We start from the raw sequence: 18,528 nt of genomic DNA on the forward strand, positions 1-18,528 counted from the left end.
CGTGCCCCGGCCGAGTGGAATGACCGAGGTACCAGGGCGGATACGCTGGAGGGATGATCGAGAATCTTCCCCCCTGTCCGAAGTGCTCGTGCGAGTACACCTACGAGATGAACGCCCTGGTGGTGTGCCCCGAGTGCGGCCACGAATGGGTTCCCGCCGAGGCCGGTGCCGAGGGCGACCTCGCCGGGGAGCGCGTCGTCAAGGACGCCGTCGGCAATGTGCTCCAGGACGGCGACACCGTGGTGGTGGTGAAGGCGCTCAAGGTCAAGGGCAGCCCGTCCGGGATCAAGGCCGGGACCAAGGTGCGCAACATCCGGCTGGTCGACGGGGTCGACGGCCACGACATCGACTGCAAGGTCGACGGTTTCGGAGCGATGCAGCTCAAGTCGAGCGTGGTCAAGAAGGCCTGACCCTCCCGAGCGGGGGTCCCTGGAAGGTTCACCCGGGGCGTCACAGGATGCGGAATTGCAAAAGTTCGCAATTAGTTAGATGCTGTCTTTGCTGTGTCCGCAGGTAGCCGCGGGCGCAGCGTTTCGCGTCTGCCCCCGCAGTGGGGTCTCGTAGGGAAGCCGAGGAGTCGTGTCCGTTCCGCTGTACCAGGCCAAGGCCGAGTTCTTCCGGATGCTGGGGCATCCCGTGCGGATACGAGTACTGGAGCTGCTGCAGGACGGACCGATGCCGGTACGGGACCTGCTGGCCGCGATCGAGGTCGAGGCTTCGGGCCTGTCGCAGCAGCTGGCCGTGCTGCGCCGCTCGGGCATCGTCACCTCGACGCGCGAGGGCTCGACGGTCGTCTACGAGCTGGCCGGCGGCGATGTCGCCGATCTCATGAAGGCCGCGCGGCGGATCCTCACCGAGATGCTGGCGGGCCGGAGCGAGCTGCTGGCCGAGCTGCGGGAAGCCGAGGTCGTCGCGCAGTGACCTCGGCATTCGGCCGGGCGTGGGCCCGGATCATGGTGTTGCTGCCGAACCGCTCCGACCTCGCGGAGATCCGGCGCGACCCGCGCCGGGACCTGCTCGCCGGTCTGACCGTGGCGATCGTCGCGCTGCCCCTCGCGCTCGGCTTCGGCGTCTCCTCCGGGCTGGGCGCCGAGGCGGGCCTGGCGACCGCCGTGGTCGCGGGGGCGCTCGCCGCCGTGTTCGGCGGATCCAACCTGCAGGTCTCCGGCCCGACCGGTGCCATGACGGTCGTGCTGGTGCCGATCGTCGGTGAGTACGGGCCGGGCGGAGTGCTGACCGTCGGGCTGATGGCGGGCGTGCTGCTCGTCGGCCTGGCGGTGCTGCGGGCCGGGAAGTACATGCAGTACGTGCCCGCCCCGGTGGTCGAAGGCTTCACCCTCGGGATCGCCTGCGTGATAGGCCTGCAGCAGATCCCGAACGCGCTGGGTGTGCCCAAGCCGGAGGGCGACCGGGTGCTGGTGGTGACCTGGCGGGCGGTGGAGGAGTTCGCGAAGGCTCCGAACTGGACCGCGGTCGGCTTCGCCGTCGCGGTGGCCGCGGTCATGCTGCTCGGTGCCCGGTGGCGGCCGACCGTGCCGTTCTCGATCGTCGCCGTGATCGCGGCGACGATCGTGGCACAGCTGGCCCACCTGGACGCGGCGAAGCCGATCGGTGACCTTCCGGCGGGACTGCCGGTGCCGTCCTTGTCCTTCCTCGACCTCGGCTCGGTGGGGACCCTGTTCGCTCCCGCCGTGGCGGTCGCGGCGCTCGCCGCCCTGGAGTCCCTGTTGTCCGCCTCGGTCGCGGACGGCATGACGGTGGGGCAGAAGCACGACCCGGACCGGGAGCTGTTCGGGCAAGGACTGGCCAACATCGCCGCCCCGCTGTTCGGGGGCGTGCCCGCGACCGGCGCCATCGCGCGCACCGCGGTCAACGTCCGCACGGGCGCGGGCTCCCGCCTCGCCTCCCTCACCCACGCAGCCGTTCTCGCCGTGATCGTCTTCGCGGCGGCGCCTCTCGTCTCCCGGATCCCGCTGGCCGCGCTCGCCGGTGTCCTGCTGGCCACCGCGATCCGCATGGTCGAGGTCGGCTCACTGAGGGCCATGGCGAAGGCGACCCGCTCCGACGCTCTCATCCTTGTCCTGACCGCCGTGGCGACGCTGGCCCTGGACCTCGTGTATGCCGTGATCATCGGCCTCGTCGTGGCCGGCGCCCTCGCCCTGCGTGCGGTGGCCAAGCAGGCGCGCTTCGATCAGGTGCCGCTCGACCGGGGCGACCACAGTGCCGAGGAGCACGCGCTCCTGGCCGAGCACATCGTGGCGTACCGCATCGACGGCCCGCTGTTCTTCGCCGCCGCCCACCGCTTTCTGCTGGAGCTGACCGAGGTCGCCGACGTCCGCGTCGTCATCCTGCGCATGTCCCGGATCTCCACCATGGACGCCACCGGCGCCCTGGTCCTCAAGGACGCGGTGGAGAAGCTGCACCGCCGCGGCATCGTCGTCCTGGTGTCGGGCATACGACCCGGGCAGCGCCAGGTCCTCGACTCCGTCGGGGCGCTGGAGTCGCTGAGCGCCGAGGGCCGCGAGTACGCCTCCACCCCCGACGCGATCCGGGCCGCCCGTGACCACCTGGAGTGCTCCGGCGTCCTGCCCGTCCTTCCCGTGCCGAACCCCCGAACCCCCAGCGAGGAAGCCCTGCGATGAGCACTCTTCCCGCAAACCTACGTATGGTCGAGGTCTCCGGTGCGGAGGCCCTGTGGCTGCTGGAAGGCAGCAGTCTGGGGCGGCTGGTGTATGCGCAGCGGGACCTGACCGTGATCCGGCCGGCTCGGCACGTATGGGAGTACGGCCGCCTGGTCGTCCGTGCCCCGGTCCCCGCCGCGGCGGTGTCGACGGCGGCGACGTACCAGGTGGACGACGTCCGCGCCGTGTCCGGCACCGGCTGGACGGTCACCGTCTCCGGAGCGGCCGAAGTGGTCACGGACCCCGATGAGGCCGCCCACTACCGGCGCAGTCTGTCCGGCTGGGCACACGGCCCGCATGACACCCTGCTGCGCCTGCACCCCAAGACGGTCACGGGCTTCCGTCTCGCCCGCGGGGAGGCGTGAGTGATGTCGACACAGCTGGAAGCACTGCCTTACCGGCACGTGCTCACCCTGCCCGCCGAACCGTCCGCCGTACGCATGGCCCGCGAGACCGCTGAGCAGGCGCTGGTCGAGTGGGGGATCGGGCTGCGTCACCCCACGGTGGACCCGGCCCTGCTGATCCTCGCCGAGCTGGTCACCAACAGCGTGCGGCACGCCGCCCTGGTTTCCCCGCAGTTGACGGTGATCTACGCGGCGGGCCAGGACTGCCTGGCCCTGGCCGTCCACGACCGCCACCCGTACCAGCCCCCGTTGTACGGATCGGTCACCGGAACGGGCACCGGGACCGGAACGGGCACCGGCGGTCTGGCGACCGTCATGGAGCTCACGCTCGCCCTGGGCGGCACCGCGGTGGTCCGCGCGGATGCCGACGGCGGCGGCAAGAGCATCTGGATCACCCTCCCCCTCTGACCCCGGACAGCAGACCTCGACTGCCCACCCGCGCAAGGAAGTTCACCACCATGACCATCGACTGGCGCTACACCGTCGAGGACAACTTCGGCATCCTGTCCGTCGCCGGATACCTGGGCCCCGACGCCGTCCGGCGCTTCACCGGCGCGGTCGGCTGGGCGCTGGCGCGCGGCACCGGCCCGGTCGTCGTCGACCTGACCGAGCTGCGCAGCTGGTCGGCCGAGGGACAGCTGGCGATCACCGAGGCCGCCCGGCGCCTCAAGGACGCGGGCCGCAACCTGGAGCTGGCCGCGATTCCAGCCGACGGGTCGCTCGTCCCCACCGGGGACGGCCCGCCGATCCCGGTCCACACCGACCTGGCCGCCGCGCTGGCGGTTCACGGCCCGGAGCGCGCGGAACAAGTGGAGGGGCGACACGAGTGGCGCACCACCGGATGGCCGGCCGGAAAACAGGCAGGCGAGTGACCTCTCCGGCTCAGCCCCGGGCGAATGCGCCGTCGCCGTCCCGTACGGGCACGACGGTGCAGATATCTTCCTCGGTGGCGATGGCCACGTCCTCGACGAATCCCATGGCGGCCAGCCGGCGACCGGACGCGCCGGTGCCGACCGCGTGGGCAAGGTCGGCGGTGCCCTCGTAGCCTGCCTTCGCGGCGGCGGCCTCCGCGGAGAGCGGGCCCGCACCCTGGGAGCAGAGCTCGGAGATGAGGGCCCCGGCGCCCAGCAGGTCTTCCAGGGCGGGACGCAGGCTCCCGTCCGGCCACCGCTCGCCCGCGGCGATCACGGCGATCGGATGCTCGGGGGTGCCGTAGCCGCGGGTGACGAGCCAGCTGCTGACCGCGGTGACATTGCGCAGACAGGCGGCTATCACCCGCACGCCGCGTGGTGCTGCGGCCGCGATGGACGCGCCGTTCGGCGACGGCAGCACCAGGCGGGCCACGAAGGGGGCGGCGCGCAGATGGGCGGGGGACAGGGACCACGGCGTCTCGGGGGTGACGGTGTGGCGGTGGGCGGCCAGCCTGGCGCCGGACTGGCGGGCGTACGCGGCGGCGGCCTGCGCGGCGCCGGTCCGTTCCACCTCGGTCGCCGGCCCGTCCGGCCACCAGAAGGGCAGGACACGAATTCCCTTCTCCACGGCGACGCTCACCGCGGTGGTGAACGAGAGTACGTCGACGGCGACCAGGCATGCGGCCTCGGCGGCGAGACGACGTGCGCCTGCGGGTCCCCATTCGAAGCGGACTGCGGTGCCGCACTGGATGTCCCAGTCACCCATCGTGCCCCTCCCTGGCCGACCCGCCGTGCGTGGTTCAGTCGCCGTTGCGGTGGGCGGCCGGCCGACCGGGGTGGCCACCCAGGGACAGCTTCAGCAGCCGGGCGTGGCCGCAGCGGGGGCAGGAGCCGCCCGGGGCCAGGGCGGCGGGTCGGCACTCGAGACGGCAGGCGGGGCACTTGTGCCAGATGACGCCGGCGCCGCGCAGCGGGGTGATCCTCACGCAAACCTCTCTCATACGACCTCAGTAGTTGCTAATCTTAGCAATTGCTGAGGTCGTCACCGCTGGGTTGTGGCTCTCCTGCTCAGTGTGGGTTCGGCCCGGCCGGGGGCGCACGCGAGGATGGGCCGCATGTTGTTGACGAATGGGTGGATGGGATGCGCCGAGGCCCGGCCGACGGGGCCGTGCTGCTGCACCGGGGAGGTGACGGCACGGTGAGTACGCCGCTGTATCAGCTCAAGGCCGAGTTCTTCAAAACCCTCGGCCACCCGGCCCGTATCCGTGTCCTGGAGCTGCTGAGTGAGCGCGAGCACGCGGTGTCGGAGATGCTTCCCGAAGTGGGCATCGAGCCCGCCCATCTCTCCCAGCAACTGGCCGTGCTGCGGCGAGCGAACCTGGTCAGGACCCGCAAGGAGGGCTTGAGCGTCTACTACTCGCTGGCCAGCCCGCACGTTGCCGACCTGCTTCGAGTGGCCCGCACGATCCTGTCCGGAGTGCTGGCCGACCAGGCCGAACTCCTCGCCCATCTGCAGGCCGCGCAGGGCGAAGGAAAGCCGCCGCCGTAACCACGGCCTCCTCCCGAACCCGTACGAGTTCGACCAAGGACGCAAAACCACGGCAAAGTACCGTAACTTCACTCGCGGGATGGCGCGTTGGTCACTCGCAGACAAGTCCTCACCGTGTCAGGGAGGGGCTCATGGGCCTGTTGCGCAAGATCCGCACCACCGGTCGGGTGGCCGAGCCCGCACCGCCGCCCCCGGAGGGTGAAGTCCCGGACCAGGCAACGGCGTTCGGCGGATCGGTGCAGGTGCGGTGCGTGGACGCGGGCTCCTGCAACGGCTGCGAGATCGAGATCGCCGCGGCCTTCAACCCGGTGTACGACGCCGAGCGCTACGGGGCCCGGCTGGTGGCCTCGCCCCGGCACGCGGACGTGGCGCTGGTGACCGGGCCCGTGACCCGGAACATGGCAGAGCCGCTGCGGCGCACGGTGGCCGCGATGGGCGAGCCGCGGCTGACGATCGCGGTGGGGGACTGCGCGATCAACTGCGGGGAGTTCGCGGGCGGGTACGGCGTCGAGGGCGCCGTCGCCGATGTCGTACCGGTGGACCTTGCCGTGCCCGGGTGCCCGCCGGAGCCGGGCGAGATCGTGGCGGCGCTGCGCAGAGTGACGGGCCGGTGAGCGTGATCCCGGCCGCCCTGGCGACGGCCACGGCACTGGGCGGCACGGGCGCGCTGGCCGGGTTCGGGCTGCCGTATCGGCTGCGCGTGCCGGTCGTGGGAGTGCTGACCGCGGGCGTGGGGGTCGGTGGCGGTACGGCGGGTGTGGCTGCCCTGGGCGGAAGCCGCTGGTCGGCCGTCTTTCCCGGGCTGCTGCCGCTGGCCGGGTCGTATGCGGCGGTGGATGCGCTGGCGGGCCTGTTCATGGCGGTGGCGGGGGCCGTCGTGGCCGCGGTCGCGGTGTACGGCATCGGCTACGCGGCCGGGCACGGTCCGCACGGACTCGGCTCGCGGACGGCGCAGGCGGTGCTGCCGCTGTTCGCGCTCACCCTGGTGCTGGTGCCCGTGGCCGCGTCGGTGTCCACGTTCCTGCTGCTGTGGGAGCTGATGGCGGTCGCCTCGCTGGTGCTGGTCCTCGCCGAACACCGCGAGCGGGCCTCGGTGCGGCAGGCCGCCGTCTGGTACGCGGTGATGACACACCTCGGCCTGGTGCTGCTGCTCGCCGGACTCGCGCTGTTCGCCGCCGAGGCGGGCGGCGAGACCTTCACCGCACTGCGAGCGGGCGCACACGCCGTGTCGCCGGCGATGCGAGGGCTGGTCTTCGTGCTGGTCGGACTGGCGTTCACGTCGAAGGCGGGCGCGTTGCCGCTGCACGCCTGGCTGCCCCGGGCCCATCCCGAAGCACCCAGCCCCGTCTCGGCGCTCATGAGCGCAGCCATGGTCAATCTCGGCGTCTACGGCCTCGTCCGCACCGGCCTCGACCTGCTCGGCGGCGGTCCGGCCTGGTGGTGGCTGGCAGTGATGGCGGTCGGCGGGGCCAGCGCGGTGTACGGGATCCTGCAGGCGGCGATCGCCTCCGATCTGAAGGTGCTGCTGGCGTACTCGACGAGCGAGAACATGGGCCTGGTCCTGATCGGAGTCGGGGCTTGCGGGCTGTTCGCCGCCTACGGCAATCAGCCGCTGGCCGCGCTGGCGCTGGCGGCGGCGCTGCTGCACGTGGTCAACCATGCGGCGTTCAAGGCCCTGTTGTTCTGTGCGGCCGGATCCGTGCTGCGCGCCACCGGCCGGCGGGACCTCGACCAGCTGGGCGGTCTGCGCTCGCGGATGCCGGCCACCGCCGGACTGTTCGCGCTGGCCGCACTCGGAGCGATGGCGCTGCCGCCCGGCAACGGGTTCATCAGTGAGTGGCTGCTGCTGCAATCCCTGATCCACGGACTGCAGGTCCCGGGCGTTGCGGTGGCGGTCGTGCTGCCCCTGTCGGTGGCGCTGATCGCACTGTCGGCCGGCGTCGCTGCCGTCGCGTTCGTCAAGGCGCTCGGAGTGGGCTTCTTCGCCCGGCCGCGCAGCTCGTCGGCGCAGGACGCGCGGGAGGCGCCGCCCCTGATGATCGCCGGGATGGGACTGCTCGCTGCCGCGTGCGTGACGCTCGCGCTGGTGCCGGGGCTGCTGGGCGACGGCCTCGACCGGGCCGTGAGCGCGGTCGGGCTGCCGGGCACCGGCGCGGTGTCGGGCGGCGGAGTGCGGGTGCGGCTCGCCGACATCTCCGCTTCCCTGTCACCGGTGTGGGTCGTGGCCGCCCTCGGCGCCGCACTCATGCTGGCCGCGGGACTGCCCCGGCTCTACGGACGCCGTCGGCGCCGGGTGAACGCCCGGTTGTGGGACTGCGGTGGCGGGGCGCCGACGGCGCGCATGGCATACACCGCGACCTCGTTCGCCGAACCGCTGCAGCGGGTCTTCGACGACGTCCTCGCCCCCGAGCAGGACCTGAACGTCACGCCGGTGCGCGAGTCGACTTACCTGGTGGAGCGGGTGCGGTTCCAGCGCCGGGTGCCCGACCGGATCGAACACCGGCTGTACGAACCAGTGTTGTCCGCCCTGGCGGGCACCGGACAGGCAGCCCGGCGCCTGGCGAGCGGCAGTGTCCACCTCTATCTCGGCTATGGCTTCGCCGGCCTGGTCGTCCTGCTGGTGGCGTTGGTGGTGGGCTGGTGAGAGCGAACAGATGAGTGCTGTCGGATACGCTGCCGTGGCCGGTCAGATCGTCGTGGTCGGCGCCGGGGCGCCCCTGGTGACCGGGTGGATGCGGCAGGTGCGGGCCCGCCTGGAGGGCCGGGCCGGTGCGGGGGTGCTCCAGCCCTGGCGGGACGCCCGCAAGCTGCTGCGCAAGGAGCCCATCACCCCCGTGGGGACCGGGCCCGCCTTCCGTGCGGCCCCCGCGCTGCTGGTCGCCACCACCGTCGTGGCCACCGCCCTCGTACCGCTGCTGTCCACCGACACCCCGGTCAGCTCCCACGCGGACCTCATCCTGGTGGTGGCACTGATCGCGCTGGGCACCATGGCCCTCGCCCTGGCCGGGCTGGACACCGGCACCGCCTTCGGCGGGATGGGCGCCTCCCGGGAAATGACCGTCGCCGCACTGGTCGAGCCGACCCTCCTGCTCTCGGTGTTCGCCCTGTCGATACCGGCCGGGACGACCAACATCCCCGCCATCGTCACCGGCGCGGTCCATGAACCGGCCCGCCTCGCCTCCCCGGCCGGGCTGCTGGCCACGGCCGCCCTCGCGGTCGCCGTGCTCGCCGAGACCGGGCGGATCCCGGTGGACAACCCCTCCACCCACCTCGAACTGACCATGATCCACGAGGCGATGGTGCTGGAGTACGCCGGTCCGGACCTGGCGCTGGTCGAACTCGGCGCCCAGATGCGGCTCACCCTGCTGCTCGGCCTGCTCTCCGCCCTGTTCGTGCCCTGGGGCATCGCTACCCACGCCTCCTGGGCGGCCCTCGCCGTGGCGCTGGTGCTGTTCGCGGTGAAGGTCTGTGTGCTGGGCGGGGTGCTCGCGGCGGCCGAGGTGTTCTGGGCCAAGGTCCGGCTGTTCCGCGTGCCCGAACTGCTCGCCGGCTCCTTCCTGCTGGCCCTGCTCGCGGTGACCGTCTCGTACTTCCTGAGCGGAGCGTCATGAGCAGCAGCCTCTACACCCAGCTCCTCGATCTGGCCTGCGGCGCCTTCCTGCTGGCCGCCGTGATCGTGCTGTGGCGACGCGAACTGGCCTCGATCGTCCGCGTCTTCGCTCTGCAGGGCATCGCGCTCGCCGCGATCGCCGTCCTGCTCGGCGCGCACGAGGAACGCTGGGACCTGATCGCCGTGGGACTCGGCATCGGCGCCCTCCGGGCGGGCCTCCTGCCGTATCTCATGCGGCGCGCCCTGGCCGCGCTCACCCAGGACCGGCGGTGGCACGGTGACGGGGGAGCGGAGACACGCGAGACACAGCCCCTCGTCAACGTCGCCGCCTCCCTGTTGACCGCCGCCCTGCTGACACTGCTGGCCTACGCGGTGGCCCGACCGCTGACCGAGCTGAACCCGACACCCGCCACCCGCGCCCTGCCGGTCGGCCTCGCCGTCGTCCTGATCGGCTTCTTCGTCCTGGTCACGCGGCGCCGGGCGCTCGCCCAGGTGGTCGGGTTCCTGCTGCTGGACAACGGCATCACCGCCACGGCGTTCCTGGCCACCTCCGGGGTGCCGCTGATCGTCGAACTCGGCGTCTCCTTCGACGTACTCCTGGCGGTGCTGGTGCTGCAGATCCTCACCACCAGGATGCGGGCGGCGTTCGGCACCACCGACATCGACGACCTGCGGGAGCTGCACGACTGATGAGCCCTACTGCTTCCGCGCTGCTCCTCACCGCGCCCGCCACCGTGCCACTGGCCGTCGCCGGCGCGTACGCACTTGCCGGTCTGCGCATCCGCTCGAGCTCCCCGGCACTCCCCGCAACCCTGCAACGAGCATCCGCACGGGGCACCGTACTGGTCGCGCAGGCACCGCGGCCCGACAAGGCCTCGAAGCGCCACCCGCTGGACCGGGTCGGGCTCGTCTCGCCCGCCGTGATCCTCGCGTGCGGCAGCGTGCTCGCGGCGGACGTCGTCGGGGAAGGACCGAGGTCGGCGTACTCCGGTCTGCTGCGCGCGGACGCGCTGACCGCGTGGATGCTGCTGGTGGTCGGAGCCGTCGCACTGATCGCCTGCGGTTCCGCCCCCGCGTATCTGAGAGGCGAGCGGGCCGCCGGACGGACGAGTGACGAGGCCGCGTGGCGCTACCACGTTCTCGTGCAGGCGTTCCTGGCCGCGATGTGCCTGGCCCTCGTCACCGCGAACCTCGGCGTGCTGTGGGTCGCGGTCGAGGCCACCACCATCGTCACCGCCTTCCTCGTCGGCCACCGCCACACCCGTGCCTCCGTGGAGGCCGCCTGGAAGTACGTGGTGATCTGCTCGGCCGGCATCGCGCTCGCGTTCCTCGGCACCGTGCTGATCTACTACGCGGCCAGACAGGCGGGCATCGCCGAGGCATGGGCGCTCGACTGGCCCACCCTCGTCGCCCGTGCCGATCGCCTCGACCCGGCGGTGACCCGGCTCGGCATCACGCTCGTCGTCCTCGGCTTCGGCGCCAAAGCCGGCCTGGTCCCGCTGCACGCCTGGCTGCCCGACGCCCACAGCCAGGCCCCGGCGCCGGTCTCCGCACTGATGTCCGGGGTCCTGCTGTCAGTGGCGTTCGCGGCAGTCCTGCGCTACCGGGTCATCGCGGACGCGGCCCTCGGCCCGGACTTCACGCGCGTCCTGCTCGCCGGGATCGCCCTGCTCACCCTCGCCCTGGCAGCCGGACTCCTGCTCGCTCAGCGCGACTACAAGCGGATGCTCGCCTACTCGTCCATGGAGCACATGAGCCTGATCTCCCTGGCTGCGGCGATCGGCAGCCCGCTCGCCCTGTCCGCCGCGCTCCTGCACATCGCCGGCCACGGGCTCGCCAAGTCCGTCGCCTTCTGTGCCTCCGGAAGCATTCTGCAGGTGACGGGCACGGCGCGGATCGGCCGCGTGCGCGGGCTGATCGCCCAAGTGCCCCGGACGGCCGGAGCGTTCGGGCTTGCGGTGGTGGCGCTGATGGCCTTCCCGCCGTTCAGTCTCTTCGCCTCCGAACTGGGCATCGCCCGGGCCGGCTTCGCCGCGGGGGCGGGCCTGCGCTGGGCCATGGCGGCGGCCCTGCTGTTCGTGCTGGTCGCCTTCGCCGCGCTCGCCACCCGCACGGCCCGGATGCTGCTCGGACCGGGAACTCCGGCCGAGGAGAACCCGTCCGCCGTCGGGCCCCTGATGCTGGGCCTGGCCGCCTGCGCCGCCCTGGGCGTGGCCACCGGCCCGCTCACCGACCTGCTGGACGCCGCCGCCCAAGTGATCGGAGGCCACTGAAGCGATGCGTACGACGTACCAAGTGAGCCCCTCCGCGCTGCCCCGGCACGCCGAGGAGTTGCTCAGCAAGAACCACCGACTCGCCCTGGTCTCCGCGCACATCGACGAGACCGGGCCACGCGTGGTGTATCTGTTCACCTCCGGCCCGCCCGACACCCGCACCGAACTCCACGTCCGCCTCCACCCCGACCACCCCGAAGTCCCGACGCTTGCCCCTCTTTCCTTCCCGGCAGGCCGGTTCGAGCGCGAGATGCGCGACCTGTTCGGCATCGTCCCCCGCGACCATCCACTGCCCCGCCGTCTCGTCCGCCACTTCCACTGGCCGCGCGGCTGGTACCCCATGCGTCCCGACGCCGGACCGGCGCCGACCTTCAGCGAACAGGAAGGGCCGTACCCCTTCCTGGAGGTCGAAGGCGACGGTGTGTACGAGATCCCCGTCGGTCCCGTGCACGCCGGCCTGATCGAACCCGGCCACTTCCGCTTCTCCGTCGTCGGCGAGACCATCCTCAAGCTCAAGGCCCGCCTCTGGTTCGTCCACAAGGGCATCGAGAAACTCTTCCAGGGCCGGTCGATCGCCGCCGGCCTCCCGCTGGCCGAGCGCATCAGCGGCGACACGGCAGTAGGCCACTCGCTCGCCTACTGCCTGGCCGTCGAGGAGGCCACCGGCACCGAGGTGCCGGAAGCGGCACAGCGCGCCCGCGCGATGCTCCTGGAGTTGGAGCGCATCCACAACCACGTCGCCGACCTCGGCATGCTCTGCAACGACGTCGGCCACGGCATCCTCAACGCCCATGCCCAGCGAGTGCGCGAACAACTCCTGCGCCTCAACCGGGAGATCACCGGCCACCGGTTGCTGCGCGGCGGCGTCGTGCCCGGCGGCGCGGCCCTGCTCGCCCTGCCCGATCCAGCCCAGCTGAAGGCGATCGGCAAGGACATCCGGGAGATCGCCGACCTCGCCCTCGGCCACTCCACCGTCCGTGACCGCTTCACCGGAACGGCCATCCTGCACCCCGCCGCCGCCCGTGAGATCGGCTGCCTCGGCTATGTCGCCCGGGCCAGCGGCATCGCCGACGACGCCCGCGTGGCGCACCCCTTCACCGCATACGGCACGCAGTTCGGCGTACCCGTCCACGACGGCGGTGACGTCCTGGCCCGCTTCCTCGTCCGCGCCGAGGAGATCGAGACCTCTCTCGCCCTGATCGAGCAGTTCGCCGACGGACTGACCGCCCCCAGGGCGGTGCTCGCCGCCCAGCCGCCCCCCGGTGCGGGCCCCGGCACCGGAGTGGGCCTGGTCGAGGGCTGGCGCGGCACCATCGCCACCCGGGTCGAACTCACCCCGGACGCCACCCTTGCCCGGGTCAAGCCGGTCGACCCGTCCTTCTTCAACTGGCCCGCGCTTCCGGTCGCGTTGGCGGACACGATCGTCCCGGACTTCCCCCTGACCAACAAGAGCTTCAACCTGTCCTACGCGGGCAACGACCTGTAGCCCGCCTGCGGTTCAGTCTGCCGCGGAGGCGCGGGCACGGCGCTTGCGGATCTCTCGTTCGGCCAGGGCGATGGCGGCGATGTTGCAGGGGAAGGCGATCAGGCGGGCGGGTCCGGGGATGTCGACGGCTCGCAGCAGGCTGGCTCCGGCCGCGGCCAGGAGAAGGGCGAGGGGCAGAAACCTGCGCCAGGGCGGGATGTCCGGCAGGCGGGGCCGGCTACTGGGCGGCCAAGCGAGCCGGAATCTCGGCCAAGGGCCGTTGGCGCGCAGGTGGCACCCTGGTCGCCCGTGGCGAGTTCTCCATCGTCATCGCCGGACTCGCCGTCACCGCCGGCATCGAACCCAGGCTCGGCCCGCTCGCCACCGCCTACGTGCTGATTCTCGTGGTTCTGGGCCCGTTCACCGCCCGCTGCACCGAAACGGTCGCCGCCTGAATCGGCCGGCGCCGCTCCCTGTCAGGGCCGAGCCCGGCCGCGATGTCCCCTGTGGAACCGGCCTCGGGGACGGTGCAGGACCAGGGTCCTGTCGGCCCCGTGTGAGCAGGGGCAGCCGGGAGGCGGAAGGGCCATCTCTTCCGGTTACGCCCTGAAGTCGCCGACGTGGTCCCGTGCCCAGATCTCGAAGGTTCGGGCCTCATGTCCGGTCAACTGTTCCACGGCCGCCGTGAGTTCGACCGGGCGGCCGTCGGTGGACTGCCACCAGTCCATCAGCGCGTCGGCGAACGCTGCCGGGATGTGCCCGGCGGTCTCCTGCTTCCACTCCTCGCGGGTCACTGCCCGCACGGGGACGGAACGGCCCGTCACCCGGCTCAGGATGCCGATCTGCTCGGTGAAGGTGAGTGATTCCGGGCCGGTCAGGGTGTACGGGCGTCCGCCCAGGGCGGGTTCGGTGAGTACGGCGAGGGCGGACTCGGCGATATCGGCCTCGTGAATCGGGTCGCTGTGGGAACCGGGACAGGGCAGGCTGATCGGCCGCCCCGACCGCAGGTTCCGGCTCCAGGTGAGCGCGTTGCCCGCGAACGTTCCGGGACGCAGTGCGGTCGTGTGCAGGAAGGAGGCGTCGAGCGCCTTCTCCACGTCGAGGTGGGACTTGGCGACCGGGCTGCTCTCGGCGTCCGGGGAGAGCACGGCGGAGGAGGACAGCAGTACGACGTGCTCGACGCCCGCGGCTGTGGCCTCCTCGGTGAACTCTTCGATCCGCGACGGCTCGGCATAGAGGAAGACCGAGGTTGTGCCTTTGAGGGCGGTGGCGAAGGTGGACGGGTCGCTCAGGTCGCAGTGAACGACGTCCGGGCCGTCCGGTGTGCGGGAGGCGGCCCGGACGGGAAGTCCGCGCTCGCGCAGCAGGCGGATGAGGGCCTGGGCGACGGCGCCGCGGCTTCCGGTGACGAGAACGGTCATTTCGACCAGTCCTTTCAGGATGTTCGGTAGGCGGCGAGGGGCTGGGCCTTTCGATGCCGCCGCATGCATCTTCGCGACACATTCTCTGCGTCACGCAGATATATTCCTGTCGGGAGGCGTCGGATGTCAAACGAGATGTCTCCCGGGAATGCCGGACCATCAACCCTTTGGAGGCCTGTCTCAGAAGTGGTTCCGGATGGCGGAGAGCAGCCGTTCGCAGCGCGCGCCCATGTCCTGTGCCGACAGCTCGGGGTGGGAGACCCACCAGCCGACCAGCGCGCTGACCGTACCCGTCCACACATGTTTGAGGGCGTCCGCGTCCAGGGGGTCGAGGTTGCCCTGGTCGTGCAGCAGTGCGGCAGTGCCCGAGATCGCCAGTTCGTCGATGGCCTCACGGTGACGTCGGGCTGCGCGCCATGGTTCGGAATCGTGCGGCAGTGTCCGGTCGTAGAGGACGAACCATGCGTGCCGCCGCTCTTCCAGAGCCTCGAAGACCGCTGTGAGTGCGGTGACGGGGAGCCGGTCCTTGGGCGGGCTCGCCTCCACGGCTCCGCGCATCGCTGCGAGGAGAAGGGGGCCGATGTGGTCGAGGCAGGCCACATGCAGGCCGTCCTTGGAGCCGAAGTAGGTGTAGAGCATCGGCTTGGTGACGCCCACGCGGCGGGCGATCTCGGCCATCGACGCCGCGCCGTGTCCGTGCCGTCCGAACTCCTCGAGGGCCGCGCCGAGGATCTGCTCCTCCCGCCGGGCCCGCGGGACGCCCTTGGTCCCGGCGCCGCGGCTTCGGCTCCCTTCCGAACTGCCGACCGGATCCGGCGCGGCCGAGGCCCTTGCAGTCGTCATGCGCGGACTATACGTTACGGAAATTACCGAGCGGTAAATTACTGAGGGGTCGATTCATATGGCCGACCGAAGCGCACCACCCGCGACCACCCATGACTCGTCCCCGCTCCGCTCCTGGTGGGGCTGGGGCGCTGCGGACCAGGCACTGCCCGAAGCGGACTGCATCGCCCTCGGAGCGCTGGTCCCCGGTGCGGCACAGAGCCCGCTGCCGGTGCCCGATGTCTCCGCGCTCGCACTCCCGAAGGTGCGCATCGACCCGCCCGGCGCACTCGCCCCCGTGATGTCGTCCGCGCCCCGGGACCGGGCCTCGCACACATACGGCAAGGCGTACCGCGATGTGATCCGCGCCCTGAACGGCGACCTCGCCACAGCACCCGACCTGGTCGCCCGTCCCCGAAGCGAGCAGGAGATCATCGACGTCCTCGACTGGGCGGCGAACGCGCACATGGCCGTCGTCCCCTACGGCGCGGGCAGTTCGGTCGTCGGTGGCGTCGAGTACCGCGCGGACCGGCATCGCGGTGTGGTGTCCCTGGATCTCTCCTCCCTCGACCAGGTGCTGGAGATCGACCGGGTCAGCCGGGCCGCCCGGATCCAGGCCGGCGCGCTCGGCCCCGGTCTGGAGGCCCAACTGCGGCCGCACGGACTCACTCTGCGCCACTTCCCGCAGAGCTTCGAGTTCTCCACTCTGGGTGGCTGGCTCGCGACACGGGCCGGCGGCCACTACGCCACGCTGTACACCCACATCGACGACCTCGTGGAGTCGCTGCGCGTGGTGACGCCCGTCGGGGTCAATCAGTCGCTGCGCCTGCCCGGTTCGGGAGCCGGTCCGTCCCCGGACCGGCTGTTCCTGGGCTCCGAGGGCACACTCGGTGTCATCACCGAGGCCTGGATGCGGCTGCAGGAGCGTCCGCGTCACAAGGCGTCGGCCACGGTGCTGTTCGATGACGTCCACAAGGCCATGGACGCCGTGCGAGCCGTCGCGCAGTCGGGTCTGCACCCGGCCAACTGCCGGTTGCTCGACCCCGGGGAGGCCGCCCTGGCCGGTGTCGCACGGGACGGCCACAGCGCGCTCGTCCTCGGCGTGGAATCGGCCCATGTCCCTGTCGAGGGACGCCTGGCGGAACTCGTCACCCTGGCCCGCGACCATGGTGGCTCGCCCGCGCCGACGGTGCCGGGCTCCGCGGACGCCGCGGCGCACACGTGGCGTTCGGCGTTCCTGAGAATGCCGTATCTCCGTGATGCGCTCGCCCGTATGAGCGTGGTCACCGAGACGTTCGAAACAGCCTGCACCTGGGACCGTGTCCCGCAGTTGTACGAGTCGGTGCGCGGGCAACTGGCCGAAGTCGTCAAAGAGGTGACGGGCCACGAGGGCACGATCAACTGTCGCTTCACCCATGTCTATCCGGACGGGCCCGCGCCGTACTTCACCGTCATCGCACCGGGGCGGCGCGGTGAGGAAGTCGCGATGTGGGACCGGATCAAAACAGCCGCGATGGAGATCCTGGGCAACCTCGGTGCGACCGTCACCCACCACCACGCGGTCGGCCGTGACCACCGGCCGGGCTACGACCGCCAGCGTCCGGAGCCGTTCGCTCTCGCACTTCGTGCCGCGAAACGGACACTCGACCCGGCGGGAATCCTGAACCCCGGTGTGCTTCTCGACCCGTTGCCGCGGGTGGGAACCGACGGGCGGTGACAGCCGCCAGTTGGCCGTTCTCGCCCTGGGCGGCGGGTCAAAACGCTCTTCTAGCCGGTTTCCTGGGCTGCGATCTTCTCCGCGACCCGCAATCCGCTGAGAATGGCGGCATCCATGTTGATGTAAGAGTAGGTGGCCAACCGGCCGGCTGGATGGATCGGGTTCCTGGACAGGCCGCGCAGCCGATGTTCCAGCTCCCGCTGCGTCCGCCGGTTCTCGCCCGCCGAGTCGAGCACCGGATAGTGTTTGGCCCGCGCACCCGGATATTCCCGCAGCACGACGGTGCCCGGTCGGTCGTGCAGTTCCCTGAGCGCCCACTTCGTCTCTATGGACCGTGTCCATGGGATGGCTGCGGCGGGCTCGTTGATGACCATCGCGCCCTGCGCCAGGGTGGTCTCGGGCATGTACACCGGTTGCAGCCGTACCCCTCGCCACTGAAGAGCGCCGGGTTCGCCGACGAAGTCGTCCAACGCCGAGGTGACGATGACCGGTTGGCCCGCGCGCGTCATCCCCGGAAGATCGCCGACGGTGATTTTGCACCCGAGGTGCACGACCGCCCGGCCGAGGAGTGCCTCGACGAGTTCCCCGTATCCCCGGCGTGGCCAACCCTGGTAGGTGTCCCGAAAGAAGTCGACGCAACCGTCGTCCCGAAGCTCCACGCGCCCCTTGGCAACGGCTTCCGAGAGGGTACGAGGATCTCGCCCCCACTGCTTTTCGGTGTAGTCGCGAACACTCTCGGCGTACAGCGTCGGTCCAAGCACGGAGATGCAGTACGACTCGAAGTCGGACGCATCCACGGTGCCGGGACGATGCGCCAGCTCCCGCGCGATGTCGGCGAAATCCGCCAGGGCGCACAGCTCGGCCTTCTGCGGTGGCCAGGAGACCAGGTGACCGCGAAGCCGGGTGAGAACACGATGCCGATACGGAGCGAATGCGACGGCGCGCGACACGATGTTCCACACGCGACGGTGGTTGGTGTGGAAGATGTGGGCCCCATGCGGCTCGTAGGGGATACCGCGGAACCACTCCGTGCGCACATGACCACCCACCACGTGCGCCGCTTCATAGACCTCGACCGTGAACCCCCGCCGCGTCAAGAGCCATGCCGCCGCCGCACCCGACAAGCCGGCACCCACGACCGCCACCGTGCCGCCCATCGCCGGCCGTCAGCCGTTGAAGGTGTTCACCTGCACGTTTCCGCCTTGGTGGTTCACCTGAAGGCCCGACGAGTTGTGGATGTTGACGGTGTACTGACCCTTTGCGGTGCCTGCCGGATCAAGCAGCGCCATGAGCTGCTGCGCGGCTTCCAGAACCGCTGGGTCGCTCAGCGCTCCGGTCTCCCGCAGGAAGACTTCGAGCGGTGTGCGCCACGTTTCGGGGTCCGAGACATAGTCGTCGAGCACGGCCTCCGCCCGGCGGTGCCCCCGGAACCGCCCCGCCACCAGGTCACGCAGCCGGGAGTAGGCGTCCCGCACCGTTGCACTCGCCGCATCCTGCAGCCCTTGAGCGCCTCCGGCCGCGAGCGCTCCCACCACCACTGACGCCGCTTCAAGTTCCATGCCGGCCCCCCGGTTGACGCAACGCCAAGTCCCGGACGCCATGTTATCGGGATCGAGCCCGGGCGGTGAGGCATGCGGATCGGGAAAGTCACTGCCGTCGAGTTGCCGTGCGCCTC

Annotated in this window: 20 protein-coding genes and 1 pseudogene; 15 read left to right on the forward strand and 6 right to left on the reverse strand. The window is 71.2% G+C overall.

Translation table 11 applies throughout. The annotated features are described in order from the left end of the window. The first annotated feature begins 53 nt into the window (after positions 1 to 53). The 6 genes from ACFY1J_RS30275 to ACFY1J_RS30300 all read left to right on the forward strand — a co-directional run bounded on the left by ACFY1J_RS30275 (position 54) and on the right by ACFY1J_RS30300 (position 3,957). Positions 54 to 410: a zinc ribbon domain-containing protein YjdM gene (locus ACFY1J_RS30275; protein WP_390711101.1), complete on the forward strand. Its 357-nt coding sequence runs from the start codon at positions 54 to 56 to the stop codon at positions 408 to 410. Positions 411 to 579: 169 nt separating this feature from the next. Then, entirely contained in the window at positions 580 to 921 is a 342-nt protein-coding gene (locus ACFY1J_RS30280; RefSeq protein WP_363296000.1) for a metalloregulator ArsR/SmtB family transcription factor, read from the forward strand. After that, the gene (locus ACFY1J_RS30285; RefSeq protein WP_390711100.1) at positions 918 to 2,642 is read left to right on the forward strand and encodes a SulP family inorganic anion transporter; all 1,725 of its coding nucleotides are present in this window, start codon (positions 918 to 920) and stop codon (positions 2,640 to 2,642) included. The genes ACFY1J_RS30280 and ACFY1J_RS30285 overlap by 4 nt, the downstream gene beginning before the upstream one ends. Continuing rightward, positions 2,639 to 3,046, forward strand: coding sequence for a pyridoxamine 5'-phosphate oxidase family protein (locus ACFY1J_RS30290; protein ID WP_390711099.1), 408 nt, complete (start codon positions 2,639 to 2,641; stop codon positions 3,044 to 3,046). Before ACFY1J_RS30285 ends, ACFY1J_RS30290 begins: the two co-directional genes overlap by 4 nt. Before the next feature lie 3 nt (positions 3,047 to 3,049). Continuing rightward, a complete protein-coding gene (locus ACFY1J_RS30295; protein ID WP_390711098.1) occupies positions 3,050 to 3,493 on the forward strand; it encodes an ATP-binding protein in 444 nt (147 codons plus the stop codon). A gap of 50 nt (positions 3,494 to 3,543) precedes the next feature. Further along, positions 3,544 to 3,957: an STAS domain-containing protein gene (locus tag ACFY1J_RS30300; RefSeq protein WP_390732319.1), complete on the forward strand. Its 414-nt coding sequence runs from the start codon at positions 3,544 to 3,546 to the stop codon at positions 3,955 to 3,957. A gap of 10 nt (positions 3,958 to 3,967) precedes the next feature. On the opposite strand, the gene ACFY1J_RS30305 is transcribed toward ACFY1J_RS30300, so the two are convergent. Together ACFY1J_RS30305 and ACFY1J_RS30310 are read right to left on the reverse strand one after the other, a co-directional pair. Next, complete coding sequence (locus ACFY1J_RS30305; protein WP_390711096.1) at positions 3,968 to 4,762, reverse strand: 2-phosphosulfolactate phosphatase; 795 nt, start codon at positions 4,760 to 4,762, stop codon at positions 3,968 to 3,970. A 34-nt stretch (positions 4,763 to 4,796) separates the two neighbouring features. Then, positions 4,797 to 4,982 (reverse strand): hypothetical protein, encoded by a 186-nt coding sequence (locus tag ACFY1J_RS30310; RefSeq protein ID WP_390711095.1) that lies wholly within the window; start codon positions 4,980 to 4,982, stop codon positions 4,797 to 4,799. 212 nt (positions 4,983 to 5,194) lie between these two features. Between ACFY1J_RS30310 and ACFY1J_RS30315 the strand changes: the two genes are divergently transcribed. The 8 genes and pseudogenes from ACFY1J_RS30315 to ACFY1J_RS30350 form a co-directional block, all read left to right on the forward strand. After that, complete coding sequence (locus ACFY1J_RS30315; protein WP_390711244.1) at positions 5,195 to 5,545, forward strand: ArsR/SmtB family transcription factor; 351 nt, start codon at positions 5,195 to 5,197, stop codon at positions 5,543 to 5,545. Positions 5,546 to 5,676: 131 nt separating this feature from the next. Continuing rightward, the gene (locus ACFY1J_RS30320; RefSeq protein WP_390711094.1) at positions 5,677 to 6,159 is read left to right on the forward strand and encodes an NADH-quinone oxidoreductase subunit B family protein; all 483 of its coding nucleotides are present in this window, start codon (positions 5,677 to 5,679) and stop codon (positions 6,157 to 6,159) included. Further along, entirely contained in the window at positions 6,156 to 8,189 is a 2,034-nt protein-coding gene (locus ACFY1J_RS30325; RefSeq protein ID WP_390732320.1) for a proton-conducting transporter membrane subunit, read from the forward strand. Before ACFY1J_RS30320 ends, ACFY1J_RS30325 begins: the two co-directional genes overlap by 4 nt. Positions 8,190 to 8,199: 10 nt before the next feature. After that, a complete protein-coding gene (locus ACFY1J_RS30330; protein WP_390711092.1) occupies positions 8,200 to 9,156 on the forward strand; it encodes a respiratory chain complex I subunit 1 family protein in 957 nt (318 codons plus the stop codon). Further along, positions 9,153 to 9,845 (forward strand): hypothetical protein, encoded by a 693-nt coding sequence (locus ACFY1J_RS30335; protein WP_390711091.1) that lies wholly within the window; start codon positions 9,153 to 9,155, stop codon positions 9,843 to 9,845. Before ACFY1J_RS30330 ends, ACFY1J_RS30335 begins: the two co-directional genes overlap by 4 nt. Next, positions 9,845 to 11,428: a proton-conducting transporter membrane subunit gene (locus ACFY1J_RS30340; RefSeq protein ID WP_390732321.1), complete on the forward strand. Its 1,584-nt coding sequence runs from the start codon at positions 9,845 to 9,847 to the stop codon at positions 11,426 to 11,428. Before ACFY1J_RS30335 ends, ACFY1J_RS30340 begins: the two co-directional genes overlap by 1 nt. 22 nt (positions 11,429 to 11,450) lie before the next feature. Next, positions 11,451 to 12,914, forward strand: a complete 1,464-nt coding sequence (locus tag ACFY1J_RS30345) for an NADH-quinone oxidoreductase subunit C (protein ID WP_390732322.1) — start codon at positions 11,451 to 11,453, stop codon at positions 12,912 to 12,914. A 215-nt stretch (positions 12,915 to 13,129) separates the two neighbouring features. Further along, a pseudogene (locus tag ACFY1J_RS30350) lies at positions 13,130 to 13,342 on the forward strand (cation:proton antiporter); the annotation flags it as partial. A gap of 150 nt (positions 13,343 to 13,492) precedes the next feature. Here ACFY1J_RS30350 and ACFY1J_RS30355 read toward each other — a convergent pair. Further along, complete coding sequence (locus tag ACFY1J_RS30355; RefSeq protein ID WP_390732323.1) at positions 13,493 to 14,314, reverse strand: SDR family oxidoreductase; 822 nt, start codon at positions 14,312 to 14,314, stop codon at positions 13,493 to 13,495. Positions 14,315 to 14,494: 180 nt separating this feature from the next. After that, positions 14,495 to 15,157 (reverse strand): TetR/AcrR family transcriptional regulator, encoded by a 663-nt coding sequence (locus ACFY1J_RS30360; RefSeq protein WP_390711087.1) that lies wholly within the window; start codon positions 15,155 to 15,157, stop codon positions 14,495 to 14,497. A gap of 58 nt (positions 15,158 to 15,215) precedes the next feature. Here ACFY1J_RS30360 and ACFY1J_RS30365 point away from each other — a divergent pair, with 58 nt between their 5' ends. Beyond that, entirely contained in the window at positions 15,216 to 16,853 is a 1,638-nt protein-coding gene (locus tag ACFY1J_RS30365) for an FAD-binding oxidoreductase (RefSeq protein ID WP_390711086.1), read from the forward strand. A 50-nt stretch (positions 16,854 to 16,903) separates the two neighbouring features. On the opposite strand, the gene ACFY1J_RS30370 is transcribed toward ACFY1J_RS30365, so the two are convergent. Both ACFY1J_RS30370 and ACFY1J_RS30375 read right to left on the reverse strand, forming a co-directional pair. Next, entirely contained in the window at positions 16,904 to 18,010 is a 1,107-nt protein-coding gene (locus ACFY1J_RS30370) for an FAD-dependent oxidoreductase (protein WP_390711085.1), read from the reverse strand. Positions 18,011 to 18,019: 9 nt separating this feature from the next. Then, positions 18,020 to 18,412, reverse strand: a complete 393-nt coding sequence (locus ACFY1J_RS30375; protein ID WP_390711084.1) for a hypothetical protein — start codon at positions 18,410 to 18,412, stop codon at positions 18,020 to 18,022. Positions 18,413 to 18,528: the final 116 nt, after the last annotated feature.

Source organism: Streptomyces sp. NPDC001406 (assembly GCF_042895285.1).
GTDB lineage: Bacteria > Actinomycetota > Actinomycetes > Streptomycetales > Streptomycetaceae > Streptomyces.